Origin of the sequence: Sorangium sp. So ce281 (assembly GCF_051527395.1) — a bacterium.
In the GTDB taxonomy this organism is placed as follows: Bacteria; Myxococcota_A; Polyangia; order Polyangiales; family Polyangiaceae; genus Sorangium; species Sorangium cellulosum_B.
Window position 1 is genome coordinate 879,079 of the sequence record NZ_CP150322.1, and the last position, 21,497, is coordinate 900,575.

At 74.0% G+C, this 21,497-nt stretch carries 18 protein-coding genes; 9 read left to right on the top strand and 9 right to left on the bottom strand.

Features of this window, described 5'->3' with window-relative positions:
• The first annotated feature begins 15 nt into the window (after positions 1-15).
• Positions 16-1,494: a lycopene cyclase gene (locus WMF27_RS03260; protein ID WP_437943809.1), complete on the top strand. Its 1,479-nt coding sequence runs from the start codon at positions 16-18 to the stop codon at positions 1,492-1,494.
• Between the two features lie 165 nt (positions 1,495-1,659).
• Here WMF27_RS03260 and WMF27_RS03265 read toward each other — a convergent pair whose 3' ends face one another.
• The 3 genes from WMF27_RS03265 to crtD are packed head-to-tail and all read right to left on the bottom strand — an operon-like array spanning position 1,660 to position 4,606.
• A complete protein-coding gene (locus WMF27_RS03265) occupies positions 1,660-2,151 on the bottom strand; it encodes a beta-carotene hydroxylase (RefSeq protein ID WP_437943810.1) in 492 nt (163 codons plus the stop codon).
• Complete coding sequence (locus tag WMF27_RS03270) at positions 2,148-3,032, bottom strand: carotenoid 1,2-hydratase (RefSeq protein ID WP_437943811.1); 885 nt, start codon at positions 3,030-3,032, stop codon at positions 2,148-2,150. The genes WMF27_RS03265 and WMF27_RS03270 overlap by 4 nt, the downstream gene beginning before the upstream one ends.
• The gene (gene crtD, locus WMF27_RS03275) at positions 3,029-4,606 is read right to left on the bottom strand and encodes a 1-hydroxycarotenoid 3,4-desaturase CrtD (protein WP_437943812.1); all 1,578 of its coding nucleotides are present in this window, start codon (positions 4,604-4,606) and stop codon (positions 3,029-3,031) included. Before crtD ends, WMF27_RS03270 begins: the two co-directional genes overlap by 4 nt.
• A gap of 98 nt (positions 4,607-4,704) precedes the next feature.
• Here crtD and WMF27_RS03280 point away from each other — a divergent pair, with 98 nt between their 5' ends.
• The 5 genes from WMF27_RS03280 (at position 4,705) to WMF27_RS03300 (ending at position 12,164) form a co-directional block, all read left to right on the top strand.
• Positions 4,705-5,616: a polyprenyl synthetase family protein gene (locus WMF27_RS03280; protein ID WP_437297672.1), complete on the top strand. Its 912-nt coding sequence runs from the start codon at positions 4,705-4,707 to the stop codon at positions 5,614-5,616.
• 392 nt (positions 5,617-6,008) lie between these two features.
• Positions 6,009-7,778 carry an acyl-CoA dehydrogenase family protein gene (locus WMF27_RS03285; protein ID WP_437943813.1) on the top strand — a complete coding sequence of 590 codons (1,770 nt, stop codon included), beginning with the start codon at positions 6,009-6,011 and terminating at the stop codon, positions 7,776-7,778.
• A gap of 181 nt (positions 7,779-7,959) precedes the next feature.
• The gene (locus WMF27_RS03290; protein WP_437761712.1) at positions 7,960-9,048 is read left to right on the top strand and encodes a MaoC family dehydratase; all 1,089 of its coding nucleotides are present in this window, start codon (positions 7,960-7,962) and stop codon (positions 9,046-9,048) included.
• A 262-nt stretch (positions 9,049-9,310) separates the two neighbouring features.
• Positions 9,311-11,449: an ATP-binding protein gene (locus WMF27_RS03295; protein ID WP_437943814.1), complete on the top strand. Its 2,139-nt coding sequence runs from the start codon at positions 9,311-9,313 to the stop codon at positions 11,447-11,449.
• Between the two features lie 145 nt (positions 11,450-11,594).
• Positions 11,595-12,164, top strand: a complete 570-nt coding sequence (locus WMF27_RS03300) for a hypothetical protein (protein ID WP_193790775.1) — start codon at positions 11,595-11,597, stop codon at positions 12,162-12,164.
• Here WMF27_RS03300 and WMF27_RS03305 read toward each other — a convergent pair whose 3' ends face one another.
• From WMF27_RS03305 to WMF27_RS03325, 5 genes are all read right to left on the bottom strand, one after another.
• Complete coding sequence (locus WMF27_RS03305) at positions 12,165-13,622, bottom strand: cyclic nucleotide-binding domain-containing protein (RefSeq protein ID WP_437761710.1); 1,458 nt, start codon at positions 13,620-13,622, stop codon at positions 12,165-12,167.
• Positions 13,623-13,891: 269 nt separating this feature from the next.
• Positions 13,892-14,938 carry a retropepsin-like aspartic protease gene (locus WMF27_RS03310; RefSeq protein WP_437943815.1) on the bottom strand — a complete coding sequence of 349 codons (1,047 nt, stop codon included), beginning with the start codon at positions 14,936-14,938 and terminating at the stop codon, positions 13,892-13,894.
• Positions 14,939-14,941: 3 nt separating this feature from the next.
• Entirely contained in the window at positions 14,942-15,169 is a 228-nt protein-coding gene (locus WMF27_RS03315) for a hypothetical protein (protein WP_437943816.1), read from the bottom strand.
• A 116-nt stretch (positions 15,170-15,285) separates the two neighbouring features.
• Positions 15,286-16,131 carry a ribokinase gene (locus tag WMF27_RS03320; protein ID WP_437943817.1) on the bottom strand — a complete coding sequence of 282 codons (846 nt, stop codon included), beginning with the start codon at positions 16,129-16,131 and terminating at the stop codon, positions 15,286-15,288.
• A 35-nt stretch (positions 16,132-16,166) separates the two neighbouring features.
• Positions 16,167-18,032 carry a vWA domain-containing protein gene (locus WMF27_RS03325; RefSeq protein ID WP_437943818.1) on the bottom strand — a complete coding sequence of 622 codons (1,866 nt, stop codon included), beginning with the start codon at positions 18,030-18,032 and terminating at the stop codon, positions 16,167-16,169.
• 360 nt (positions 18,033-18,392) lie between these two features.
• Between WMF27_RS03325 and WMF27_RS03330 the strand changes: the two genes are divergently transcribed.
• Both WMF27_RS03330 and WMF27_RS03335 read left to right on the top strand, forming a co-directional pair.
• Positions 18,393-19,202 carry an SIR2 family NAD-dependent protein deacylase gene (locus WMF27_RS03330; protein WP_437943819.1) on the top strand — a complete coding sequence of 270 codons (810 nt, stop codon included), beginning with the start codon at positions 18,393-18,395 and terminating at the stop codon, positions 19,200-19,202.
• Positions 19,203-19,317: 115 nt separating this feature from the next.
• Positions 19,318-19,557 carry a DUF378 domain-containing protein gene (locus tag WMF27_RS03335; RefSeq protein ID WP_437943820.1) on the top strand — a complete coding sequence of 80 codons (240 nt, stop codon included), beginning with the start codon at positions 19,318-19,320 and terminating at the stop codon, positions 19,555-19,557.
• 28 nt (positions 19,558-19,585) lie between these two features.
• Here the strand turns inward: WMF27_RS03335 and WMF27_RS03340 are convergent, their stop codons facing one another.
• Positions 19,586-20,434, bottom strand: coding sequence for an alpha/beta fold hydrolase (locus tag WMF27_RS03340; protein ID WP_437943821.1), 849 nt, complete (start codon positions 20,432-20,434; stop codon positions 19,586-19,588).
• A gap of 189 nt (positions 20,435-20,623) precedes the next feature.
• On the opposite strand from WMF27_RS03340, the gene WMF27_RS03345 reads away from it, so the two are divergent.
• Positions 20,624-21,493 carry an isocitrate lyase/PEP mutase family protein gene (locus WMF27_RS03345; RefSeq protein ID WP_437943822.1) on the top strand — a complete coding sequence of 290 codons (870 nt, stop codon included), beginning with the start codon at positions 20,624-20,626 and terminating at the stop codon, positions 21,491-21,493.
• Positions 21,494-21,497 lie beyond the last annotated feature (4 nt).

A 21,497-nucleotide genomic window follows, 5' to 3' on the forward strand; every position in this document is an offset into this window, starting at 1 on the left:
TCTGGAGGCCACGCGATGAGCGCCGGCGGCGCGCCGGGCTCAGCCGCGCGGGAGATCGACGCGGCGCGGGGGCGCGTGCGCGAGGCGGGCGGCGAGGCGCTGCTCGCGCGCCTCGAGCACCTCGACGCGGCGCGGGCCGCCCCGGCGCCTCGACCGGGACCCTCGCCGCGGCCGCCGGATCGGGGCGCGACCGCCGATTACGATGTGGTCGTCGCGGGCGGCGGGCTGTCGCTCCTGCTCGCGCCGCTGCTCGCGTCGGCCGGGCTGCGGGTCGCGGTGCTCGACCGGGCGCGGATCGGCGCCGCGCACCGGGAGTGGAACGCCGGGACGGCCGAGGTGGCCGCGCTGTCGGCGTCGGGGATCTTCGCGAGGGACGAGATCGAGCGGCTCGTCATCGCCCGCTACGTCGAGGGGCTCTGCCGCTGGCACGGCGGCGGGACGTACCCTGTGCGCGGCGTGCTCGACCACGCCATCGACGCGGGGGGGCTGCTCGCCGCGGCGCGGGCCCGGGCCGAGGCGCTGGGGGTGACGCTGCTCGACGGGCACGCGCTCCTCGGGCACGCGGAGGGGCCGGACGCGGTCGCGCTCGCCGTGGCCGACGCGGAGCCGGGCGCCGCGCCGCGCGCGCTGTCCGCGCGGCTCCTCGTCGACGCGCGCGGCGCGGCGAGCCCCTACGCGACCGCGGACCTCCTCTGCCCGACCGTCGGCGGCGTGCTCACGGGGCTCTCGGAGGGCGACGGGGAGCGGCGGATCCGGCCGGACGTCGGCGAGATCCTCGCCACCACGGAGGACGTCGAGGAGGGCAGGCAGCACCTCTGGGAGGCGTTCCCGGGGCGGCCGGGCGAGACGACGGTCTACCTCTTCTATTACGCGCGCTCCGGGGACGTCGGGCCCGGCGCGCTCCTGTCGCTCTACGCGCGGTTCTTCCGGCTCCTCTCGCGCTACAAGGAGGGCGACGCGCGCCTCGTGCGCCCGACGTTCGGCTTCATCCCCGGCTGGTCGCGGCTGTCGGCCGCGCCGCGCGCGCCGGGGCGCCGGGTGCGGCTCGTGGGGGACGCGGCGGCGCGGCACTCGCCGCTGACGTTCTGCGGCTTCGGCGCGAACGTGCGCGAGCTCGCGGCGACGGCCGCCGATCTGGCGCGGGCGGTCCGGGAGCCGGGCGCGCGTCGCGCGCTGGCCACGGCGCGCGACGCGCCTGTGCACTCGGGCACCGGCGCGCTCGCGGCCCTCATGGCGAAGCCCGCCGGCGGGGCGAGGGCAGGGGAGATGAACGCGCTCCTCGACACGGCCTTCGCCGTGCTCCACGCGATGGGCAACGACGCGTACGCGGCGCTGCTGCGCGACGAGATGCAGCCTGCCGATTTCGTGAGGTTCTTGCGGGAGACGGCGGCGCGGCGGCCCGAGGTGTACCGCGAGGTCGTGAGCGCGCTGCCGCTCCGGGCCATCGGCCGCTGGGGGGCGGGGCTCGCGAGGGAGCTCTACCGCGCCCGCTGAAGCTAGAGCGGCGGTCACCCGCGTCGGATACGGGCCCATCTCGACGTTTTCGGTGCTCAGCGCACTGGAGTGCGCTTCCGCGCCGAAAACGCCGATCTGGGCCCGTCTCCTGTGCGGGTGACCGCCGCTCGGCGACGCGTGTAACAGGGGCGGCTGAGCGCCGCTCTATCGCGCTCGCTGCGCGGCGCGCTGGACGCGGCCGCCCGCGGCGGCGCGCCGCGCGAGGACGAGGGGCCCGAGGAACAGGCCGTACGGCGGGCCGCCGGTGCCGTGGTGGACGCGGTGCGCGTCGCGGACGCGCGCGAGGTACGGGACGCGCGCGAGGCCCGAGACCGGGAGCCGCCCGTGGACGAGCCCGTCGTGGACCAGGACGTAGGCGAGGCCGAAGGCGGTCATGCCGAGGCCGAAGCCGAACGCGGCCTCGCGCAGCGGCCCCGGCGCGCCGTCGCAGCCGTAGATGATGAGCCCGGCGGCGATCGGGGCGTGGAGGAACGCGAGCGCGTCGTTCTGCTCGAAGGCGCCGCGCCGCTTCGTGTGGTGGGAGCGGTGGATGCGCCAGAGCGCGTGGTGCCAGACCTTGCCGTGGAGGAGCGCGGCCCACACCTCCATGGTCGCGAAGGCGGCGAGCGCCGTGCCGATCCAGATCGCGAGCGTCATCGCGCCCTCCGCATGCGGAACGGCAGCAGGAGCTGCACCCAGGGGCTGGCGAAGCGATCGAGCGAGAGGGCCTCGTGGACGACCGTCGCCGGCTTGCCGCCGAACGTCGCGGCCGCGAGGGAGCGCGCGTAGAACGGCGTGTCCTCGAGGGTGCGGAGGAGCCGCGGCGCGGACCCCGGGTCGGCGGCGATCTCCCGCGCCATGCCCCAGCGCGTGTCGCCGAGCGGCCGCGGGGCGAGCGGCGGGAGCTCGCGCGCGCCGCCCGCCGCGTCGAACGCGGGCGAGAGGAGCATGCGCGTGCCGTCGCGGCGCCGGACGTCGTAGGTGAGGGCGATCCCGTCCGAGCCGACCGCGCGCGACCAGGTCCAGCGCTCGAAGGCGTGGTCGAGCGGCTCGTCGCCGGCGTTCGTGTCGAGGTAGGCGCTGCCGGAGAAGCGCAGCGAGGGGTGCGCGAGCTCGACCTCGGCCCGCGCGATCGGCGCGATCGGCGTCCAGCGGTGGAGCCCCCGCCCGTCCAGGGCGACGCCATCGCGCGCGCCGTCCGCCGCGGGCCCGCGCACGGACGGGCGGAGGCGCACCGTCCCCGAGAGCCGGGAGGGCAGAGGCGCCGTGATCTCGTCGAAGGAGACGCGGAGCTCACCCCCGGACCACTCCATCAGGCTCGGTCCGATGGCGAGCGACCGCGGCGACCTGGAGACCGCGCCCCGCGGCCGCTCGGTCAGCGCCCAGCGATCGGCGCGCGCGCCGTACAGCGCGACGTTCATCGCGCAGTGCATGAGCGGGTCCGCGGCGCCGCGCGATCGCGCCTTGGCGTAGTAGGGCGAGAAGACGCTCCCGAGCATCGCGATGATCGTGATCGCGCTCTGCCCGTCGTCGCTCACCGCGTCCAGGTACCACCAGGCATAGCCGCCGCTCGGGATCTCGAGGTCGAAGCGAGGTCCTCCATCACGCTCCGCGCCGCGAGCTGGCCGCTCAGCGCCGCCATCGGCACGCCCGCCCCCGGGTGCGCGCTCCCGCCGGCGAAGTACAGGCCCGGGAGCTTCGAGCGCGAGGCCGGGCGCGCGAAGGTCGAGCTCCACCCGTGGGACACCGGCCCGTACAGCGCGCCTCCCGTCGCCGGGAACATCCGCTCGAAGTCCGCCGGCGTCGTCGCCACCGGGGAGGCGCCCGTGCTCTTCAGCGAGAGGCCGAACCGCTGCAGTTGCTGGAACACGCGCTGCTCCCATTCGTGGATCTCCGTGGATGAGGGGGTGTGTTTATCACCGGTCGCAGGCGCATTGAGGATGAAGAACAGCCGCTCTCCGCCTCCCTCGGCGCCCGGGCGCGCCCCGGCCTCGGGCCCGCCGGGCTCGTGCGCCGGCGCGTCGCCGCGGTCCTCGGCACAGACGTAGACCGTGGCGTCGCGCGGGAGCTCGGCGCGGTCGAACAGCGCGCGGAACTCGGCCTCGTAGTCGCCGGAGAAGAAGACGTTGTGCCGGAGGAGGGGGAAGCCGCTCGCCTCGGCCACGAGCGCCCAGGTGACGGCCGAGAGCGAGCGCGGCTCGCTCCCCGGCGCCTTGCGGGCGGCGCGCTGGCCGAACAGGCCGGCCCGCAGCGCCGCCGGGTCGGCGTTCAGCACGATGGCGTCGGCCTCGACGCGCTCGCCGCCCTCGAGCACGACGCCCGTCGCGCGGCCGCGGCCCTCCTCGATGGCGGCGACGTGCGCGCCGCAGCGCAGCGTCGCCCCGGCGCGGGCCGCCGCCGCGGCGAGCGCCTCGGCGACGCGGCGCATGCCGCCCTCGGGGAGCCAGAGGCCCTCGCGCTCCACGTGCGCGATGACGCTCAGCGTCGCAGGCGCGAGGTACGGCGACGAGCCGCAGTAGGTCGCGTAACGCCCGAACAGCTGCCGGAGGCGCGCGTCCGCGAAGAAGTCGCCGAGCGCGCGGTGGAGGGTGCGGTGCCCGTCGATCTTCATCATCCCGCCGAGGCCCAGGTTGCCCACCGTGCTCGCGATCGTCTTGAGCGTGGGCCGCTCGGCGCGCAGGAACGGCGCCTCCACCACGTCGAAGATCTCGCGCGCGTACCGGCAGAACCGGCGGTACCCGTCCGCCTCCCGCGCCCCCACGAGCGCGCCGATCGCGTCCGCGGTGCGCTCGACGTCCGCGAAGAGGTCGAGCGTCGAGCCGTCCGGCCAGGCGTGGCGCGCGAGCGTCCCGGCCCGGCGGAGCGGCACGTGGTCCCCGAAGCGGAGCCCGAGCGACGCGAAGATCTCGTCGAAGACCCACCGCATCGTGAGCGCCGTCGGGCCGACGTCGACGCGGCGGTCCCCGAGGACCACCTCGCGTATCTTTCCGCCGACGCGCGGCGCCCGCTCGAGTAGCACCACGTCGAGCCCGCTCGAAGCAAGGAGCGCGGCCGAGGTCAGACCGCCGATCCCCCCGCCGATCACCACGACGCGATCTCTCCTGTCCGCCATGGTCGGAGTGTACGCGTCGGAGGTAGTTTGTCTATACTTTGTTTAACTGATGTTCAAACTGTTGACAAGCCCCTGAGGCTCGCCAAGACTCGCTCCCCATGGATTTCGATCGCCGGATCGAGCGCGTCCTCCTCGCCGCCATCGAGCCGCTCTCCTCGCCCGCGTCGCCGCCCGGGCTCCTGGCCGCGACGCAGCACGCCGTCTTCCCTGGAGGCGCCCGCGTCCGGCCGCGGCTCTGCCTGGCCGTCGCTTCGGCGTACGGCGATCCCGCGCCGGAGGCCGCCGACGCCGCGGCGGCGGCGGTGGAGCTCATCCACTGCGCGTCGCTGGTCCACGACGACCTCCCCTGCTTCGACGACGCGCCGATCCGGCGCGGCCGGCCGTCGGTCCACCGGGCCTTCGGCGAGCCGATCGCGGTGCTCGCCGGCGATCAGCTCATCGTGCTCGCCTTCGAGGCGCTCGCGCGCGGCGCCTTCCACGCGATGGCGAGCGGCGTGACCGACGCGCGCAGGGCGGTCCGGTTCTTCGAGGTGCTCGGGGGCGGCGTCGGGATGCCGCAGGGGATCATCGCCGGGCAGGCGTGGGAGTCGGAGGCGAAGGTCCCGCTCTCGGCCTACCGGCGCGCGAAGACAGGCGCGCTCTTCGAGGCGGCGGCGACCCTCGGCGCGCTCTCCGCTGGCCAGGACGGGGCCGCCTGGGGCGACCTCGGGCAGCGCATCGGCGAGGCGTACCAGGTCGCGGACGACGTGCTCGACCTGGTCGGAAAGCCGGAGGACATGGGCAAGCCGGCGGGGCGCGACGGGGCGCTCGGGCGCCCGAACACGGCGCTGGAGCTCGGGCTCTCCGGCACGACCCGGCTGCTGCAGCGGCTCATCCAGGACGCGGTCGAGGCGGTGCCGCAGTGCCCGCGGGCGGACGACGTGCGGTCGTGGGCGGTCGAGCTGGGGGACAGGCTCCTCCGGGTCTGCAGGGGGCCTTCGGCGGCGCTGCCGACCGTGAGCTCCATGTGACGGCTCGGGCGGCCTGACGTACGTCCGAGAGGGGCGGCCGTCGGGGGGGGCTCGGGACGTCTCAGACTGATGGGTGGGAGTGGAGCTGGGTTGTTTGCGCGTCGCGGGACGGAACGTGTGAATCCGACGTGAACCGACGTGAACCGACGTGAACCGATCTGAACCGACGTGAGCCAGAAGCGAGGTGAATTCAGGGAGGGCCTTAATGCGCTGTCGCCTGGCGATAGTGGGGCTGCGCCCAGGCTCGACGAACGCGGGTTGGGGTGCCATCCTCGGCAGGCCTTTCCGCGTCTGCCGCGGGGAGCGTGGCTGTGGCGCGGTGCAAAGGCGCTGTGTCCTGCGTCCCGTGAAGCGAGGCGTGGGTCATAGTCCGCGAGCGGGGGGATTGGGGGATGAGGGCGATTCGGGAGCAACACGCCACGATCGTTTCTCGAAAGCTCGAGGCCGACAGTCCCGGGGGGATGCGCGAGGCGATCACCTCCGCCGAGCAGCTCGCGCGCGTCGCGCGCGGGCGCCTCCGCGACCGGGTGGTGGACGTCGGGAGCGCGGTGGGCACCGCCCTCCGGGGTGCGCCGAGGAGCGCGAGCTTCGTCCGGGCGGGCGCCGCCGCCGTGCCGCTGCACGTGTCGCGGATGCTGCTCGATCGACACCAGGTCGCCGCCCACGCGCTCGCCCACCTCTACGCGGAGATCGAGGCCTGCCGCTCGCTCGCCAGCTGGGCCTGCGAGGCGGGCGGGGAGGCGAGGGCCATCGCCGAGGCGCACGCAGGGGCGCTGCTCCTGTCGCTGCGCGGCGGCGTCGATCTGGGCGGCGGAGAGATCGCGCCGCTCGGCGAGCTCGAGCTCCGCGACGACGAGGTCGCCAAGGCGATCGGCCACCCGGCGGTCGCGGCGTGGGCGCGCGACGCGGGCGCCGGCGCCGCCGTCGCGTCGATCGCGCGCGCGGCCGCCGAGCAGGGCATCCCCGCCAGCGCCGGCGCGGAGGACGAGCGCATCGGCTGGATCCGGCACAACATGCGCGACTTCGTCGAGCGCCTCGTCGAGCCGCTCGCCCCCGAGATCCACCGCCGCAACGGGCTCATCCCCGAGTCGATCGTCCGCCGCATGGGGCAGTTCGGGGTGTTCCGGCTCGCCACCGCGCCCGAGCACGGGGGCGACGGCCTCGGCGTGGCCGCCATGGCGACCGCCGTCGAGGAGCTCGCGCGCGGCTCGCTCGGCTTCGGCGTGCTCACCATGACGGCCTCCATCGCGTCGGACCTGCTCGCCCGATCCGGCACGGACCTGCAGCGCCGCACCTGGCTGGCGCGCATCGCGAACGGCGAGGCGCGCTGCGCCCTCGCGTTCGCGGAGCCGGCGTACGGGTCGGACCTCGCGCGCGTCGTCACGCGCGCCGAGCGCCAGACCGACGGCAGCTACGTCCTCATCGGAAAGAAGGCGTGGGTCACCGGCGCGTCCCGCGCCGACCTGGTGCTCACCCTCGCGAGGACCACGACGCCGGGAGGACAGGGGCAGCTGCCGCTCGGGCCGAGCCTCTTCGTCATCGCGAAGCGGCGCGGCGCGCCGGGCGCCGACTTCCCGGACGCCGGGATCGCCGGGACCGAGCTGCGGGCGCTCGGGCAGCGCGGCATGGGGCACTACGAGCTCCGGGTCGAGGGGCTCCAGATCGGCCGCGAGGCCCTGCTCGGCGAGCGCGAGGGCGAGGGGATCGCCCAGATCCAGCGGGCGCTCGTGACGGGCCGCACCTACGCGGCCGCGTGCGGCGTGGGCGTGGCGCAGGCCGCGCTGGAGCTCGCGCTCGAGCGGGCGAAGACGCGCGTGCAGTTCGGGTCGCAGCTCATCTCCTTCCCGCGCGTGGCGCACCGGCTCGGAGGGCTCATCGCGCGCGTCGCCGCCGCGCGGCAGCTCACGCGCGCCGCCGCGCACGTGGCGGACACGGGGCAGCCGTGCGAGCTCACGTCGGCGATGGCGAAGCTCTTCTCCAGCCGCGTGGCCTGGGACGCGGCCGACGCCTGCATGCAGATCCACGGGGCGAGCGGCTACGCGGAGAGCTCGACCGCGGCGCGGCTCCTGCTCGACGCCCGCAGCCTCTTCTTCCAGCTGGGCCCGCACGAGGTGCTCGCGCAGGGCATCGCGCGCGCCCTGCTCGAAGGGCCGCTGCCCTGAGGCGCGCTCCGCCGCGGCGCGCCGCTGCGCGGGGGCACGAGCAGAGGGGGGCGCGGCCGGGCGGCCGGGCGCGTGAGCCAGCGAGCGAGCGCGTGCGCTGGAGCGTGGTGGGCGCGGCGCGGAGGCGCGGCGCGCATGCCGTCGTCAGCCGAGCGCGCCTGTGCCATGATCGCGCGGACCGATGGTCCGCGTCCGCTCTCCTCGTTACGGCCGCAAGCTCGACGATTTCACGGTCGGCGCGGTGTATGCCCACCCCTGGGACGTCACCGTGGACGAGGGGATGCTCGCGCTCTTCGCGGCCTCGTTCCAGGACGCGATCCCGACCTACGCCAGCCGCGTCGCGGCCCGGTCGGTGGGGCTCAGGGACAGGCCGGTGAGCCCGCTCTTGCTCCTCAACCTCGGGATCTCCTTCAGCGTGCACGACGTGAGCGAGCAGGCGATCGCGCACCTCGCGTACACCGACGTCCGGTTCCCGGCGGCCTGCTATCCGGGGGACACGCTGCGCGCGAGCTCGCTGGTCCTCGGCAAGAAGCCGGTCTCGACGGGGGACAAGGGCGTCGTGCACGTGAGGACCCAGGTGGTGAACCAGGACGGGCTGCTCGTCTGCTCGTTCGAGCGCAAGGCGCTCGTGCCCCCTGGCCGCGTCGCGGAGCGCCCCGCGGACGCGCCGCACGCGGTCGCGCAGCCGGACGCGCCGCCGGCGCGCCTGCCGGAGGAGCTCGACGGCCCGCTGCCTCCGCCGGCGCGCCAGGGCGGCTTCGCCTGCGCGTGGGACGACTTCGAGGTCGGCGACGTGATCACCCACGAGGTCGGCAGGACCATCGGGGACAGCGAGCACATGCAGCTCGCGACCCTCCTGCGCAACTCCCACCCGCTGCACGTGGACGAGCAGTACTCCAGGTCGAGCTCCTTCGCGAAGACGCGGGTCGTCCACGGGGGGCTCGTGCTGTCCTGGGTGCTCGCGCTCTCGAGCCGCGACACGGCCGGGTGCGGCGTCTGGGACCTCGGCCTCGACGAGGGGGCGCACCCGAGCGGCGTGCTCGCGGGCGACACGCTGTTCGCCGCGTCGAAGGTGATCGCCAGGGAAGAGGCCAGGAGCGGCGCCGGGAGCGTCACCTTCCGGATCGTCGGCGTGAAGAACACGCCGCCGCGCGCCCTGATCGCGCAGGGCGCCGACCTGTTCACGCCCGAGCTCGGCAAGGCCGACGGCAGGGTGAAGGAAAAGGTCGTGGAGATCACGCGAACGCTGCTCCTGCGCCGGCGGAGCTAGCGCGACGAACGGGTTAAGACCGCCAGAAAAGAGCCGAAATTCGAGCCGCCAAGCGCGCCAAGGACGCCAAGGACGCTACTGACTTGTTCTGTGCTTGGCGTCCTTGGCGCCTTGGCGGCTCATTTCACGCTCGATCGACGTGCTCGCTGTTCTGGGCGCGCCCGCGGCGGGGCCGCAGAATGAGGAGTCCCCGGCGGGCCGCCCGCGGCATACAATGGGCGGCCATGAGCACCGCTCTGCCCCAGCGAGGAACGGGACGGCCATGAGCACCGCTGGGAGCCGTGAGCTGGACGCGCTCCGCGCGCGCGTCGCCGAGCTGGAGCGGGAGCTGGCCCACGCCCGCGCGCCAGGTCGGGTCGCCGCCGCCGCCGGAGGCCCGGACGCGCCGGCCAGAGATCCGGGCAGCGCGAGGGGCTCCGCCCTCGTCGAGGAGGCGCGGCGGCGGCTCGACGAGGGCGAGCAGGCCGCGCAGATGGGCAACTGGCTCTGGGAGCTCGGCCAGAGCAGCATCATCTGGTCGCGGCAGCTCTTCCGGATCCTGGGCCGCGATCCCGAGACGGATACGCCCTCGACGGAGACCTTCCTCGAGGCCGTCCACCCCGACGACCGGGAGCGGCTGCACGCCGGCCTGCAGCTGGCGAACGAGACAGGAGAGGGGTCGGGCGCGATCGCGTTCCGCGTGCGCCACCGGGATGGAACGGTGCGGGAATGCCTGCTGAGCAGCCTGCCCCTCGTCGAGGGGGCGGGGCCGCCGTCGCGCTTCTTCGGCGCGGTCGTCGACCTCACCGAGCGCCGCCGCGCCGAGCAGGAGCTCCGCCGCAGCGAGCGCATGCTGAAGGAGGCGCAGCGCATCGCGCACGTGGGCAGCTGGTCCTACGACATCGCGTCGCGGACGATCCGCTGGTCCGAGGAGCTCTACCACATCCTCGGCGTCGATCCCTCGGTGCGCCCGACGTTCGAGCTCTTCGCGGGCCTCATCCACCCCGAGGATCGCCACCGGGTCTTCGGCGGCGCGGAGACCGCGTCGCCGCTCGGCATCGCGAGCCCCGTCGAGTGCCGCGTCGTGCGCCCGTCCAGCGGGGAGCTGCGCCACGTGCAGATGGCGGCGCAGCTGGTCATGGACGACGCCGGGACGATCACCGGGCTGGTCGGCACGAGCCTCGACATCACCGAGCGCCGGCGCCTCGAGGAGCAGCTCCTGCACAGCCAGAAGCTCGAGGCGATCGGGCGCCTCGCCGGCGGGGTCGCGCACGACTTCAACAACATGCTCACCGCGATCTTCGGGCACAGAGAGCTCGCGGTGCGCAAGGTGCCGGCGGCGTCGCCCATCGCCGAGCACCTCACGCAGATCGGCACCGCCGCGGAGCGGGCCGCGGCGCTCACGCGGCAGCTGCTCGCCTTCGCGCGCAAGCAGCTGATCCAGCCGAGCGTGGTCGACCCGAACGCGCTGATCCTCGGGGTCGAGCCGCTCCTCCGCCCGCTCGTGGGCGAGGACGTGGAGCTCGTCGTGCTGCCGGGGAGCCAGATCTGGCCCATCCACATCGATCGGGGGCAGTTCGAGCAGCTGCTCATGAACCTGGCGGTGAACGCGCGCGACGCGATGCCCGGCGGGGGCCGCCTGGTGATCGAGACGGCGAACAGGGCGCTCGGCGCGGGCGACGGGGTGTGGGGGCCAGAGATCGAGCCCGGAGACTACGTGGAGCTCACGGTCACCGACACCGGGCAGGGCATCGACGACGCCGTCCAGAAGTACGTGTTCGAGCCGTTCTTCACGACCAAGGAGCCGGGCAAGGGGTCGGGCCTCGGGCTCGCGACGTGCCACGGCATCGTGAAGCAGCACGACGGCCACATCTGGTTCGCAAGCGCCCCCGGCCAGGGCACGCGCTTCACGATCTGCTTCCCGCGCGTGCGCGGCGTGCCCTGCGAGCAGCCTGCGAGGGCGACAGCGGCCGCCGTCGGGGGCGTGGAGACCGTGCTCGTCGTGGAGGACGAGGCGCAGGTGCGCGAGCTCTGCGTCGCCGCGCTGCGCTCCTTCGGCTACTCGGTCCTCGCGGCGCGGAGCGGCAAGGAGGCGATCGCGCTCGCGGCCGCCTATCCAGGCCCCATCCATCTGCTCGTGAGCGATGTGGTCCTGCCGGACGCGCGCGGCCCCGCGCTCTCGGCGATGCTCGCCCGCGCGCGCGCCCCGCTGCCCGTGCTCTACGCCTCGGGCTACACGGAGGACGCCCTCCTCCAGACCGATCTGCTCGACGGGGTCGCCCACTTCCTCGCCAAGCCGTACACGCCGACGCAGCTCGCGAAGGCGGTGCGCGCCGTGCTCGACGCGTCCGCGCAGGCGCGACGGGCGAAGGGCTCCGGCGACGCCCCGCCGCCGGCTCCGACCGCCGAGCGCCTGCAGTGAGCGCGCTCGTGTGCGGCGGGAGGCGGGCTCGCGGCGCCTTCGCGCGCGATCGTCGGCGTGTGCGCGCGCGTGCGCGGCGGCCCGCAGCGCGCCACGCTGGCCCCAACCGCCCGGGTGCATCTATCCTGGACGGGCGGCTTTGGCGATGAAGATCCGGGGGTCGGCGCTCATGCACACGAGGACCTACCTGCAGACGCGGTGGGGGAGCCAGGCCATGTCCGCCCTCGACGCCAAGCTGCCCGCCGCCGCGCGGGCGGTCTTCACGGCGCCCGATCTCGCGGCGCACAGCTGGTATCCCATCTCGGTCTGGAACGCGATCGCGGACGAGATCTCGCGGTGGCCCAACCGGTCCGGCGTCATCCGCGATCTCGCGGCCTACGTGGCCGAGCAGGACCTGACGCTCGCGCACAAGGTGCTGCTCAAGCTCGGCACGCCCGCGCTCGTCATGCGGCAGGCCGGCGTGATGTGGGGCATGTACTTCAACGGCGGCCGGCTCGCGCCCCTCGCCGAGGGAGAGCGGTTCTTCCGGCTGATACTTTACCTGGGGGTCGACCCGCAGTCCGACCCGGGGCGCCAGATCTGCAGAGACGCGGTGCCGGCGTGGCAGGAGAACGCGCTCCGGCTCTCGGGCGCGCGAGGGGGCCAGAGCCTCCACACGAAGTGCCGTTTCGAGGGACACCCCACGTGCGAATATGAGGTGCGCTGGCTCCGGTAGTCACCACTTGGTGCAGAAGGCGAACAGGTTCACCTGCGCCTCTTCCGCGACCACCTCCACGGGGGTGCTCCCGAACTTCGAGCGGGCGAACAGCGTCCTGAGATCATCGGTGCTGCGGTGGATCAGCTCCCACTCGAGGACGTGGTCCATGAACGCCTTGCTCGGGTTGTTCACCCCGAAATTGCCCACGACCGCGACGCCCCCGGGGAGGAGCTTGTCGTGCATGCAATTGAGGAGGCTCACGACCAGGTCGTCGCGGAGATAGTCCGTGAGCCCGATGCTGTAGATCATGTGCTGGGGCTTGAGCACCGTCCTGCCGCGGCCGTGCGCCAGCCGCACCACGTTGTCCTGCGCGAAGCTGAAGCGGTCCATGACGCCGAGCTGGTCGGCGATGCCGGCCGCGTAGGCGAGGGCCTGGTTGTCGATATCGATGCACGTCGCCTTGATGTCGGGCAGCTCGCCCCCGTCCGCGAAGAGGTCGAACAGCTCCCGGGCGGGGCCGCTCGCGAGGCTGGTGATGTGGACCGGGCCGGACGCGTGCGCGCTGCAGGCGTCCCGGAGCGCGCGGCTCAGCACGCCTCTCCGGTTCTTGACGGCGCGGCAGGCGTCGATGGCGAGCCCCCACTGGTCGATGAAGCGGCCGAGGCGGCCGTCGCCCGCGGGCTCGTCGTTGTACATCATCTCGATGGTGTAGAAGTCGCCCGCGTAGCCGCGCGGCTTCGTGTAACACCGGTCGACGGTGCGGCTCAGCATGAAGAGCGAGAACGTCTCGCGGAAGACATAGGCGCCGATGCCCTTCTCGAGGTGGCGCTCGCGCTCGATGTGCTCGCGCAGCGCAGACACGATGGTCTGGCACGCGGCGCTCACCTTCTCCTGGATCTCCGCCTCGGGCTGCTTGGCTTCCTTCACCATCCTGTCGGCGATCATCATCTCGAACTTGAACTGTTCGACCGTGTCGATGAGCTTCGGAGGGATGTTGTTGGTGCCGGCCTGGCCCGTCCTCGCGGCGTGAAAGCGGTTGACCTGCGGCACGTCCTCGACGAGGAGCGGCGGGAGCATCGCGGTGTTCTCGCGGAGGCGCTGGGCGAGCATGATCGCGAGCGACTGGTAGAAGCGCGCCGCGAGCCCGGGGACGGAGGCGAGGAGCGAGTGCACATACGGACCCTCGATGACGTCGAGCGTGCACTCCTCGCGGGCGACGACGGAGGCGCTCGCGGCGGCGCTCTCGAGGAACGACATCTCGCCGAAGATGGCGCCGGGGCCGAGCTGGCGGAGGGCCACGCCGCGCCCGAGGTGGGCGACCTCGACCCCGACAAGGCCGCTGCGCACGATGAAGATGCCCTGCCTTCGCGAGCCCTCCTCGAGGATCTGCTCGCCCGGTCGGTAGGTGACGCAGCTCGACTTCTCCAGCAGCAGCCGCTCGTCGTCCTGGGTCAAGAACTCGAAACCTGTCGTCATGATGCCTCCCGAGCGCCGCGGGCGCCCCGGACTCGCGGAGGAACGGATCTCTCCCCCGCTGCGGCGACAGAGGCGTCCACGCGTGCGCCCCTTCTACCACGACGCATCGCGCCTCCGCTGAGGCATGGCGGTCCGCCCGCTGGCTCGGCGCCGATCGCGCCGCGGTTGCCGCGGGGCGCCTCGTTGACCGCGCCGCGGTTGCCGCGGCGCGCCTCGTCGATCACGCGCCGCGCTCGCGCCGAACGCGCGTCGCGCGGTCCTTCACCGGGTCACCGCGGGGCGCAGGCCGCGACGCCGCCGTCCTCGGCGAGCACCAGCACACAGGTGCGGAGCACATCCATGCCGGCAAATCCGTCCGACGGACAGGTCGCCCGCCGCTCGCCGGGAAGAAGATCGAACTCCGCGGCGGCGTCGAACCCCGCCATCCGGAGGCGAGCGCCCGAAAGGACGGGAACGGTGTGCCTGCCTGAGGCGGCGTAGGCGCTCCGATCGCCGGTCGCCCGGCGCGACAGCTTCTTGCCGGCCGGCGAGACGGCGAAGAGCGAGCTCTGCGATGCACCCGAGTCGATCTTCAGCGTGACGGCGATCCCCTCGACGCTCGCCTTCGCGGTGAGCTCGCTGCCCTGGTTCGGTCCGCCGCAGCGGGCGAGCTCCACGATGGCGGCCTCGCCGAACCGCGCCCGGAGCGCGCGTGCGGCCTCGTCGCGCGGAGCTTCGGTCATCCGGCCCTCGCGCAGGTCGAGCACGACGGCGCGGCCCGGCCCCGCGAGCTCCTGAGGCGCGACGACGCCGCCGATGCCGATGCGCTGCAGGACGTCGGGCATGCGGACGACGAGCAGCGCGGAGACCTCGACCCGGCCCCACCCGGAGAGCGCGAGGCTCGCGTCCTCGAGGCGGGACACCGCGAGGGGCCTGCCCGCGTGGTCGACGGCGACGTCGCCTGCGGTCGAGAGGGGCAGCGCGAGCTCGTCGGCGAGCCAGCGGGCGAGGACGTGGTGGGAGGCGCCGGTGTCGACGATCAGCACGGCCGGCTGGCCCGCCACGACGGCGTCGATGAGCGGCGAGGGGAACGCGCGATCGTTGAGGTGGTACTGGAGGCTGGCCCGGCGCTCGGGGCCCGCCGCCGGCGCCGCCGGGGGGCCCGCGGGCGAGGACGCGTCGCCAGCGCCGGCGCCGGTCGACGCCGCGCTGCGCGGCGAGGCCGGCGCGGCGCGGACCGCGGCGGGCTCGGCGCAGCCGGCCACCGCGAGCGCGCCGGCCGCGGCGGCGGCCGAGAGCGCGGCGAGGAGCTGCCTGCGAGCGCGCGGCACGAGCATCCGCTACTCGACGCAGCAGAGCGTCGACTGTCCCGTGGGATCCAGCGAGCCGCTGAGGTTCGTGCGCGCGGTGCGGGTGGAGCTCGTGCCGGCGCTCGCGCTGGAATGTTCGGTCGTCCCGGCGCCATCACCGCCGCCCGACCCGCCCGCGCCCGCGAAGTTGCGCTCCTGGACGCTGCAGGCCGAGAGGCTGACGAGCGCTGCTATCGCAGGCCCGCGAAGGTTCGTCATGCCGCCAGGATAGCCGCCCTTGCAGGCGAGGTGCAGCGTCATGTCCCGGAGGCGCGGCGCTCGCCGCGAGGGGGCGTGATGGGCGAGGTGCCCTGGGACGCCGGGAGGAGAGGCCGTCACGGAACCGTGGAGCGCTGGAGGCGGCGCTCCACCTCGGCGCGCGTCGGATACGAGGTCTGACACCCCTCGCGCTCGACCGAGATGCCCGCCGCCGCGATCGCGAACCGGAGTGTGGCCTCGATCGCTATCCCGGAGGCGAGCCCGCCGGCGAGCACGCCCGTGAGGGCGTCCCCGGCGCCCGTCGTGTCGACAGCGCGGGCCGGCAGGGCGGGGAACTCCTCGCCCGACGGCAGCAGCACCGCGCCGCGCGCGCCGCGCGTGAGCACCACGCGCTCCGGCAGGTGACCGCGCAGCGCCTCGTGCTCGAGCTCGTTGACCACGGCGAGATCGAACCGGCCGACGAGCTCGGGATCGATGGCGTTGACGGGCGACGGATTGCAGATCGACAGCGCGCCGTCGGCCCGCGCTGCCGCGAGCACGCCGTCGATCGCCGCGGCCGGGATCTCGCCCTGGCAGAGCCAGACCGAGGCCCCGCACGGCGAGGGCGGCGTCACGAGCGCATTGGCGCCGGGGATCGCGAGGATCTGGTTCTCTCCGGCCTCGTCGACGCAGATCAGGGCCACGCCCGTCGTCGCGCCGCGGTGGACCGCCACGGCGGAGAGCTCCACCCCGTCGGCGGCGAGCGCGGCCGCGCAGAGCTCGCCGTGCGCGTCGTCGCCGCGCGCGCCCGCGAGCCGCACGCGCGCGCCGGAGCGCGCCGCCGCGACCGCCTGGTTCGCGCCCTTGCCGCCCGGCGCGACGAGGAAGCGGCGGCCCAGCACCGACTCGCCGGGGCGCGGCAGCCGCGGGCCGTAGCCGATGAGATCGGCGGTGATCGAGCCGCAGATCGCGAGCAATCCCATCACCGCCGCATACCACGAACGAGGCGGCGCGCGCGTCAGTCGGCGTTCACGGCCACGGCGTCCGTCTTGCCATTGGCGAGCGCGCCGGCGCGGCGGATGATGCCGATGAACTCCTGCTGATCCCCCTTGCTGGACGCGGCGGCCCTCGCGATCTTCTCGATGTCGGCGAGCCTCCAGGAGCGCGCGTGCGGGCTGTGGCGCAGGACCTCCGCGAACCCTGCCACCGCGGACGCGAACCGGAAGTCGGCCGGCGCCGCGTCGAAGGTGGGGGCGATGGCGCCCGGGGCCATCTTGACCAGCGTCTCCTCGGCCGTGTTGGAGCCGAGCGGCGCCTTGTGGCGGAGGCGCACGACGAGCGGCGCCGCGCCCTCGCCCTTCGGCGCGGGGACCTTGAGCTCGACGTCGTAGAGGGCCGTCACGCTGTGCCCTGCGCCGATCTCGCCGGCGTCCACCTTGTCGTTCCGGAAGTCCCGGTCGGCCACGTCGCGGTTCTCGTAGCCGATGAGCCGGTAGCTCTTGACGAAGCTCGGGTCGAACTCGACCTGGATCTTCACGTCGCGGGCGATGACCTGGAGCATCCCGCCGACCTGCTCGGAGAAGACCCGCCGCGCCTGCGCCTCGCTGTCGATATAGGCGTAGTTGCCGTCGCCCTGGTTGGCGAGCTGCTCCATCATGAGATCCTTGTAGTTGCCCTGGCCGAAGCCGATGGTGGACAGCGTGATCCCCTTGTCCCTCGCGCGCTTGATCGTCTTCAGGATCTCGTCGTGGGAGGTCGGGCCGACGTTCGCGTCGCCGTCGGAGAGCACGATGACGCGGTTGACGTGCCCCTTCACGAGCGTCCGCTCGGCCAGGCTGTACGCGAGATCGATGCCGCTCGACATGGCGGTGGAGCCGCCCGCGGTGAGGTCGGCGAGGGCCGCGAGGATCTTCCCCTTGCTCTCGATGCCGGTCGGCGCGAGCACCTCTCGCACGCTGCCCGCATAGGTGCAGAGCGCGACGGTGTCCCCCGGCTTGAGGGTGTCGGTGAGCATCTTCAGGCTCTTCTTCGCGAGCTCGATCTTGTCCGGCGAGTGCATCGAACCGCTGGTGTCGACGAGGTACACGAGGTGCACCGGGGTCCGCTCCTTGACCGGCATGCGCTTGCCCTGGACCGCCACGCGCACGAGGTGGTGGCCCGCCGTGAACGGCGAGGGCGCGGCCGCGAGGTGCACGGCGAACGGGCCTGTCGCGGGCGACGCGTAGCCGTAATCGAAGTAGTTGAGGAACTCCTCGGCGCGCACGGCCTGATACGGGGGCAGCGCGCCATCCATGATCTTGCGGCGCGCGATGGCGTAAGAGGCCGTGTCCACGTCGATCGCGAACGTCGAGAGCCGGTCCTTCGCGGGATCCTCGACCGGGTTGACGCCGTAGTCCCGGTACGTCTCGCTGCCCTGGGGCTCGGGCGCGGTGATGGCGACGGCCGGGGGCGGGGGCGCGGGGCGCGCCACGGCGGTCGCCGCCGGGGTGGGCGCCCTCTTGGGCGCCGGCGCGCCGCCCGTCACCTGGATGCGCGCGTCCGCCCCGCGCGCGGCGCCCGCCTTGGTCGCCCGGGACTGCGCGGGCCCGGGCGTGGGCGTCACAGGGGCGGCCGCCACGGGCGGGGCCGGCGGCGGCGCGGCCTCCGCGGGCGCGGCGTCACGGTCGACCGCGTCGCTCGCCGCGGCCTCCTCGCGCTCGGCGGTGGGCGGGCGGCCCTCGTCTTGCGGCGCGTCGAACTCCGGCTGCATCGGCTGCCCGGCGGCTGCCTCGGCCGGCGCGGCCGATGCGGTCGCCGCCGTGGGGGCAGGCGTGGAGCCACCGCAGCCGATGAGCAGCGCGGTGACGAGGGCGGGGGCGACGAGATCGAGGGGCCGGGTGCGCATGAGGTGTCCTCCTTGAAGGGGATCGCGAGGGCGGATCCCTGCTGTACGTCCTCGTGGGTCGGCCATCGCCGATCGCCACACACAGGTCCTTGCGGGGGCCGCACGCGCGGCTGCCCCATCGTGCATTTTCCACGGGCGAGACGGGCCCTTCGCCGCTTTCGCTGCGTGAACGCCGCGTGTCGCCGGTCGTCCGGCGAGCCGGCGAAGGGGCTCGCGGCCGGGGCCCGCCGTGGCGGGGCTCGGCGCGTCCGAGTGCCAGGGAAACGCGGTCGTCTCGGCCGGCTTACACCCGAAATCGACGGGAGCTCGGGTCGGGTCCTCCGCCCGTCTCCCTCTCGATCTATCCTCATGGGGTCCGTGATGAGCGAGACGAGCCGCGAGCGCTTCCAGTCCGCCCTGTGCCGCGCCAGGAAGATCGCCGTCCTGACCGGCGCAGGCGTCTCGGCGGAGTCGGGTATCCCCACGTTCCGCGGCGCTGGGGGGCTGTGGCGGCGGTACGAGGCGACGAGCCTCGCCTCGCCCGAGGCGTGGCAGCGCGATCCGGGCCTCGTCTGGGAGTTCTACAATCACCGCCGGGAGCGCGCCCTCGGCTGCGCCCCGAACCCGGGTCATCACGCGCTGGCGCAGCTGGAGGCGCGGTGGCGGGAGGCCGGCGGGGTCTTCACCCTGATCACCCAGAACATCGACGGCCTGCACGAGCAGGCGGGCTCCCGGAGCCCGGTGCGCCTCCACGGCTCGCTGTGGCAGGTGCGCTGTCTCTCGTGCGGGAGCGTGACCGAGAACCGCGACGTGCCCATCACGCCCGCCTTCGCGGGCAGCGGCTCCCCCGATCCGGAAGCCTCCGCCCGCCGCTTCACGGCGGCGGAGCTGCCGCGCTGCGGCTGCGGCGGCGTCCTTCGCCCTCACGTTGTCTGGTTCGGCGAGGCCCTCCAGGAGAGCGATCTCGCCGCGGCGGCCGCCGGCGTCGAGGGCTGCGATCTCCTGCTCGTCGTCGGTACGTCGGCCGTGGTGTATCCCGCCGCCGGTTTCGTCCCCATGGCCAAGCGCCACGGCGCCCTCATCGCCGAGGTCAACGTCGAGTCGAGCGCGATCTCCGGCCTCTGCGACGTCGTGTTCACCGGCGGCTCCGGCGCGATCCTGCCCTCGCTGCTCGACGTCACGCCGGCGTGAGCGCCGCGGCCCGACGGGCGCGGCGAGCCGGCGGCGTCAGCCTGGCGCGCTGTCGCGCCGCAGCGGGCGCGCGGTGCACGCCTCGCGCGGCGCGGCGCATGCTTCTGCCGCGGTCATGGAGCAGGTCAACCGTGGGATCTCAGGGCTAACGTGGGCGGCCATCGTCCTCGTCGTGATCGGCGCCGTCAACTGGGGGTTCGTCGGGCTGTTCGCGTTCGACGTGGTTGCCGCGCTCTTCGGCAGGCTCAGCGCGCTCAGCCGCATCATCTACGTGCTCGTCGGGCTCGCTGGGCTCTATCTGCTCTACGCCGCGGTCCAGTTCGGAAAGCGCGATCGGGTCACCACGATGCCCTGAGGGCGACGCGCCTGCGCACCCCGGGCGCTCATGCGCCCGGGCTGGCCTGGCCGCCGAAGCCGCGCGGACGGGCGGCGGACGCGCGCGCCTCGATGAACCGCGACACCGCGTCGATGAACGCCTCGGGGTTCTCCACCTGCGGCATGTGCCCTGTCGCCGGGATGAAGGTGAGCTGCGACCCCGGCAGCGAAGCGTGAAGCTTCTTCGCGTCGTCCGCGCTGTTGCCGAGGAGCTGGTCCGCCTCGCCCCAGACGAGGAGGGGATTCAGGCTGAGGGGGGCACTGAGACCTCCCTGGATGGCGGCGTCGAGCACCGCCTCCAGCTGAGGTGGATTGACGCTCGCGAGGACGTCCCGCAGGGCAGCCGGGGCGCGGCCGGGATCGGCGTAGGCGCGGCGCAGGACCCGCGGGCCATAGGTCTGCTTCCGCATCAACGCGCGCAGCATCCGGCGGGGCAGCGGCCGCGCTCCGAGCCAGCCGACGAGGCGCGGCAGCGGGGGGATGGGAACGCCGTTGACGAACACGAGCCCTCGGCAGCGGGCCGCGAACAGGGTAGCGAAGCTCGACACGACCGAGACGCCGAAGGAGTTGCCGACGCACCACGCGCTGGAGACACCCAGCTCGTCCAGGAGCCGATCGAGCCAGCGCGCATAGGCGTCCAGGGAGCCGAGCCCCGGGGCGTCCGTGCGCCCGATGCCGGGCAGATCGGGCGCGAACACCTGGAAGCGCTCCGCCAATCGCTCCCAGACAGGCGCCCAGTGCATCGACGCCCCGCCCCAGGCGCCGTGCACCAGCAGCAGCGGCTCGCCCTGCCCGCCCACGTGGACGCTGGCAGGGCGGCCGTCGATCGCGATCTCCTTCAACGAAACCGTGCTCATGCCCCTCTCCTGTGCGGGATCATCGCGGGCCCATCCTGCCCCCGGGCGCCGGGTGCCCGCAACAGGAACGCACGCCGGCGCGCGCCCCCGTCCCTCCCTCGTGCGTGCGCGGGCGTTGGCTGAGCGCGCGGCGCCTCTCGGCCCTTCGCGCTTGCCTCACGGGCGGTCGATCGCGGTATCGTCCCTGCCGTGTCCCCCGCTCAGAAGCTCCGCGATCTGCTCGCCTCGCCCGGCCTCCTCGTCATGCCTTGTTGCTTCGACGCGCTGTCGGCGCGGCTGATCGAGCAGGCCGGCTTCTCGCTCTCGTTCATGAGCGGCTTCGCGGTCTCCGCCGCGCGCCTGGGCGCCCCCGACACGGGGCTCATCTCGTATGGTGAGATGGTCGATCAGGCGCGGTCGATCTGCGGCGCCGTGTCGATTCCGGTGCTCGGCGACGGCGACACGGGCTACGGCAATGCGATGAACGTGAAGCGCACGGTGCGCGGTTACGCGCAGGCCGGGCTGGCCTGCGTCATGATCGAGGACCAGGTCGCTCCCAAGCGCTGCGGCCACACGCGCGGCAAGCAGGTCGTGCCCCGCGACGAGGCGTTCACCCGCGTCCAGGCCGCCGTGGACGCGCGCGACGAGGGCGCCGGCGTGCTCATCATGGCCCGCACCGACGCCCGCCAGACGCATGGCTTCGACGAGGCGCTGGCCCGCGCGCGGGCGTTCGCCGACCTCGGGGCAGACATCGTGTTCCTGGAGGCGCCCGAGAGCGTGGAGGAGATGCGAACGTTCTGCCGGGAGGTGCGCGCGCCGACGATGGCCAACATGGTGGATCACGGCAGGACACCGGTGCTGCCGCCGGCCGAGCTCGGGGCGATCGGCTACAAGATCGCGGCCTATCCGCTCACCCTGCTCTCGGTCGCCGCCGCCGCCATGCGCGAGGCGCTCGCGGCCCTGCGCGCCGGCCGGCACCCCGACCCGCGGATGAGCTTCGCGGCGCTCCAGGAGATCGTCGGGTTCCCCGAGTACTACGCTGAAGAAGCGCGCTATGCGCAGCCGCCAAGCAAGGGGTGAGTCG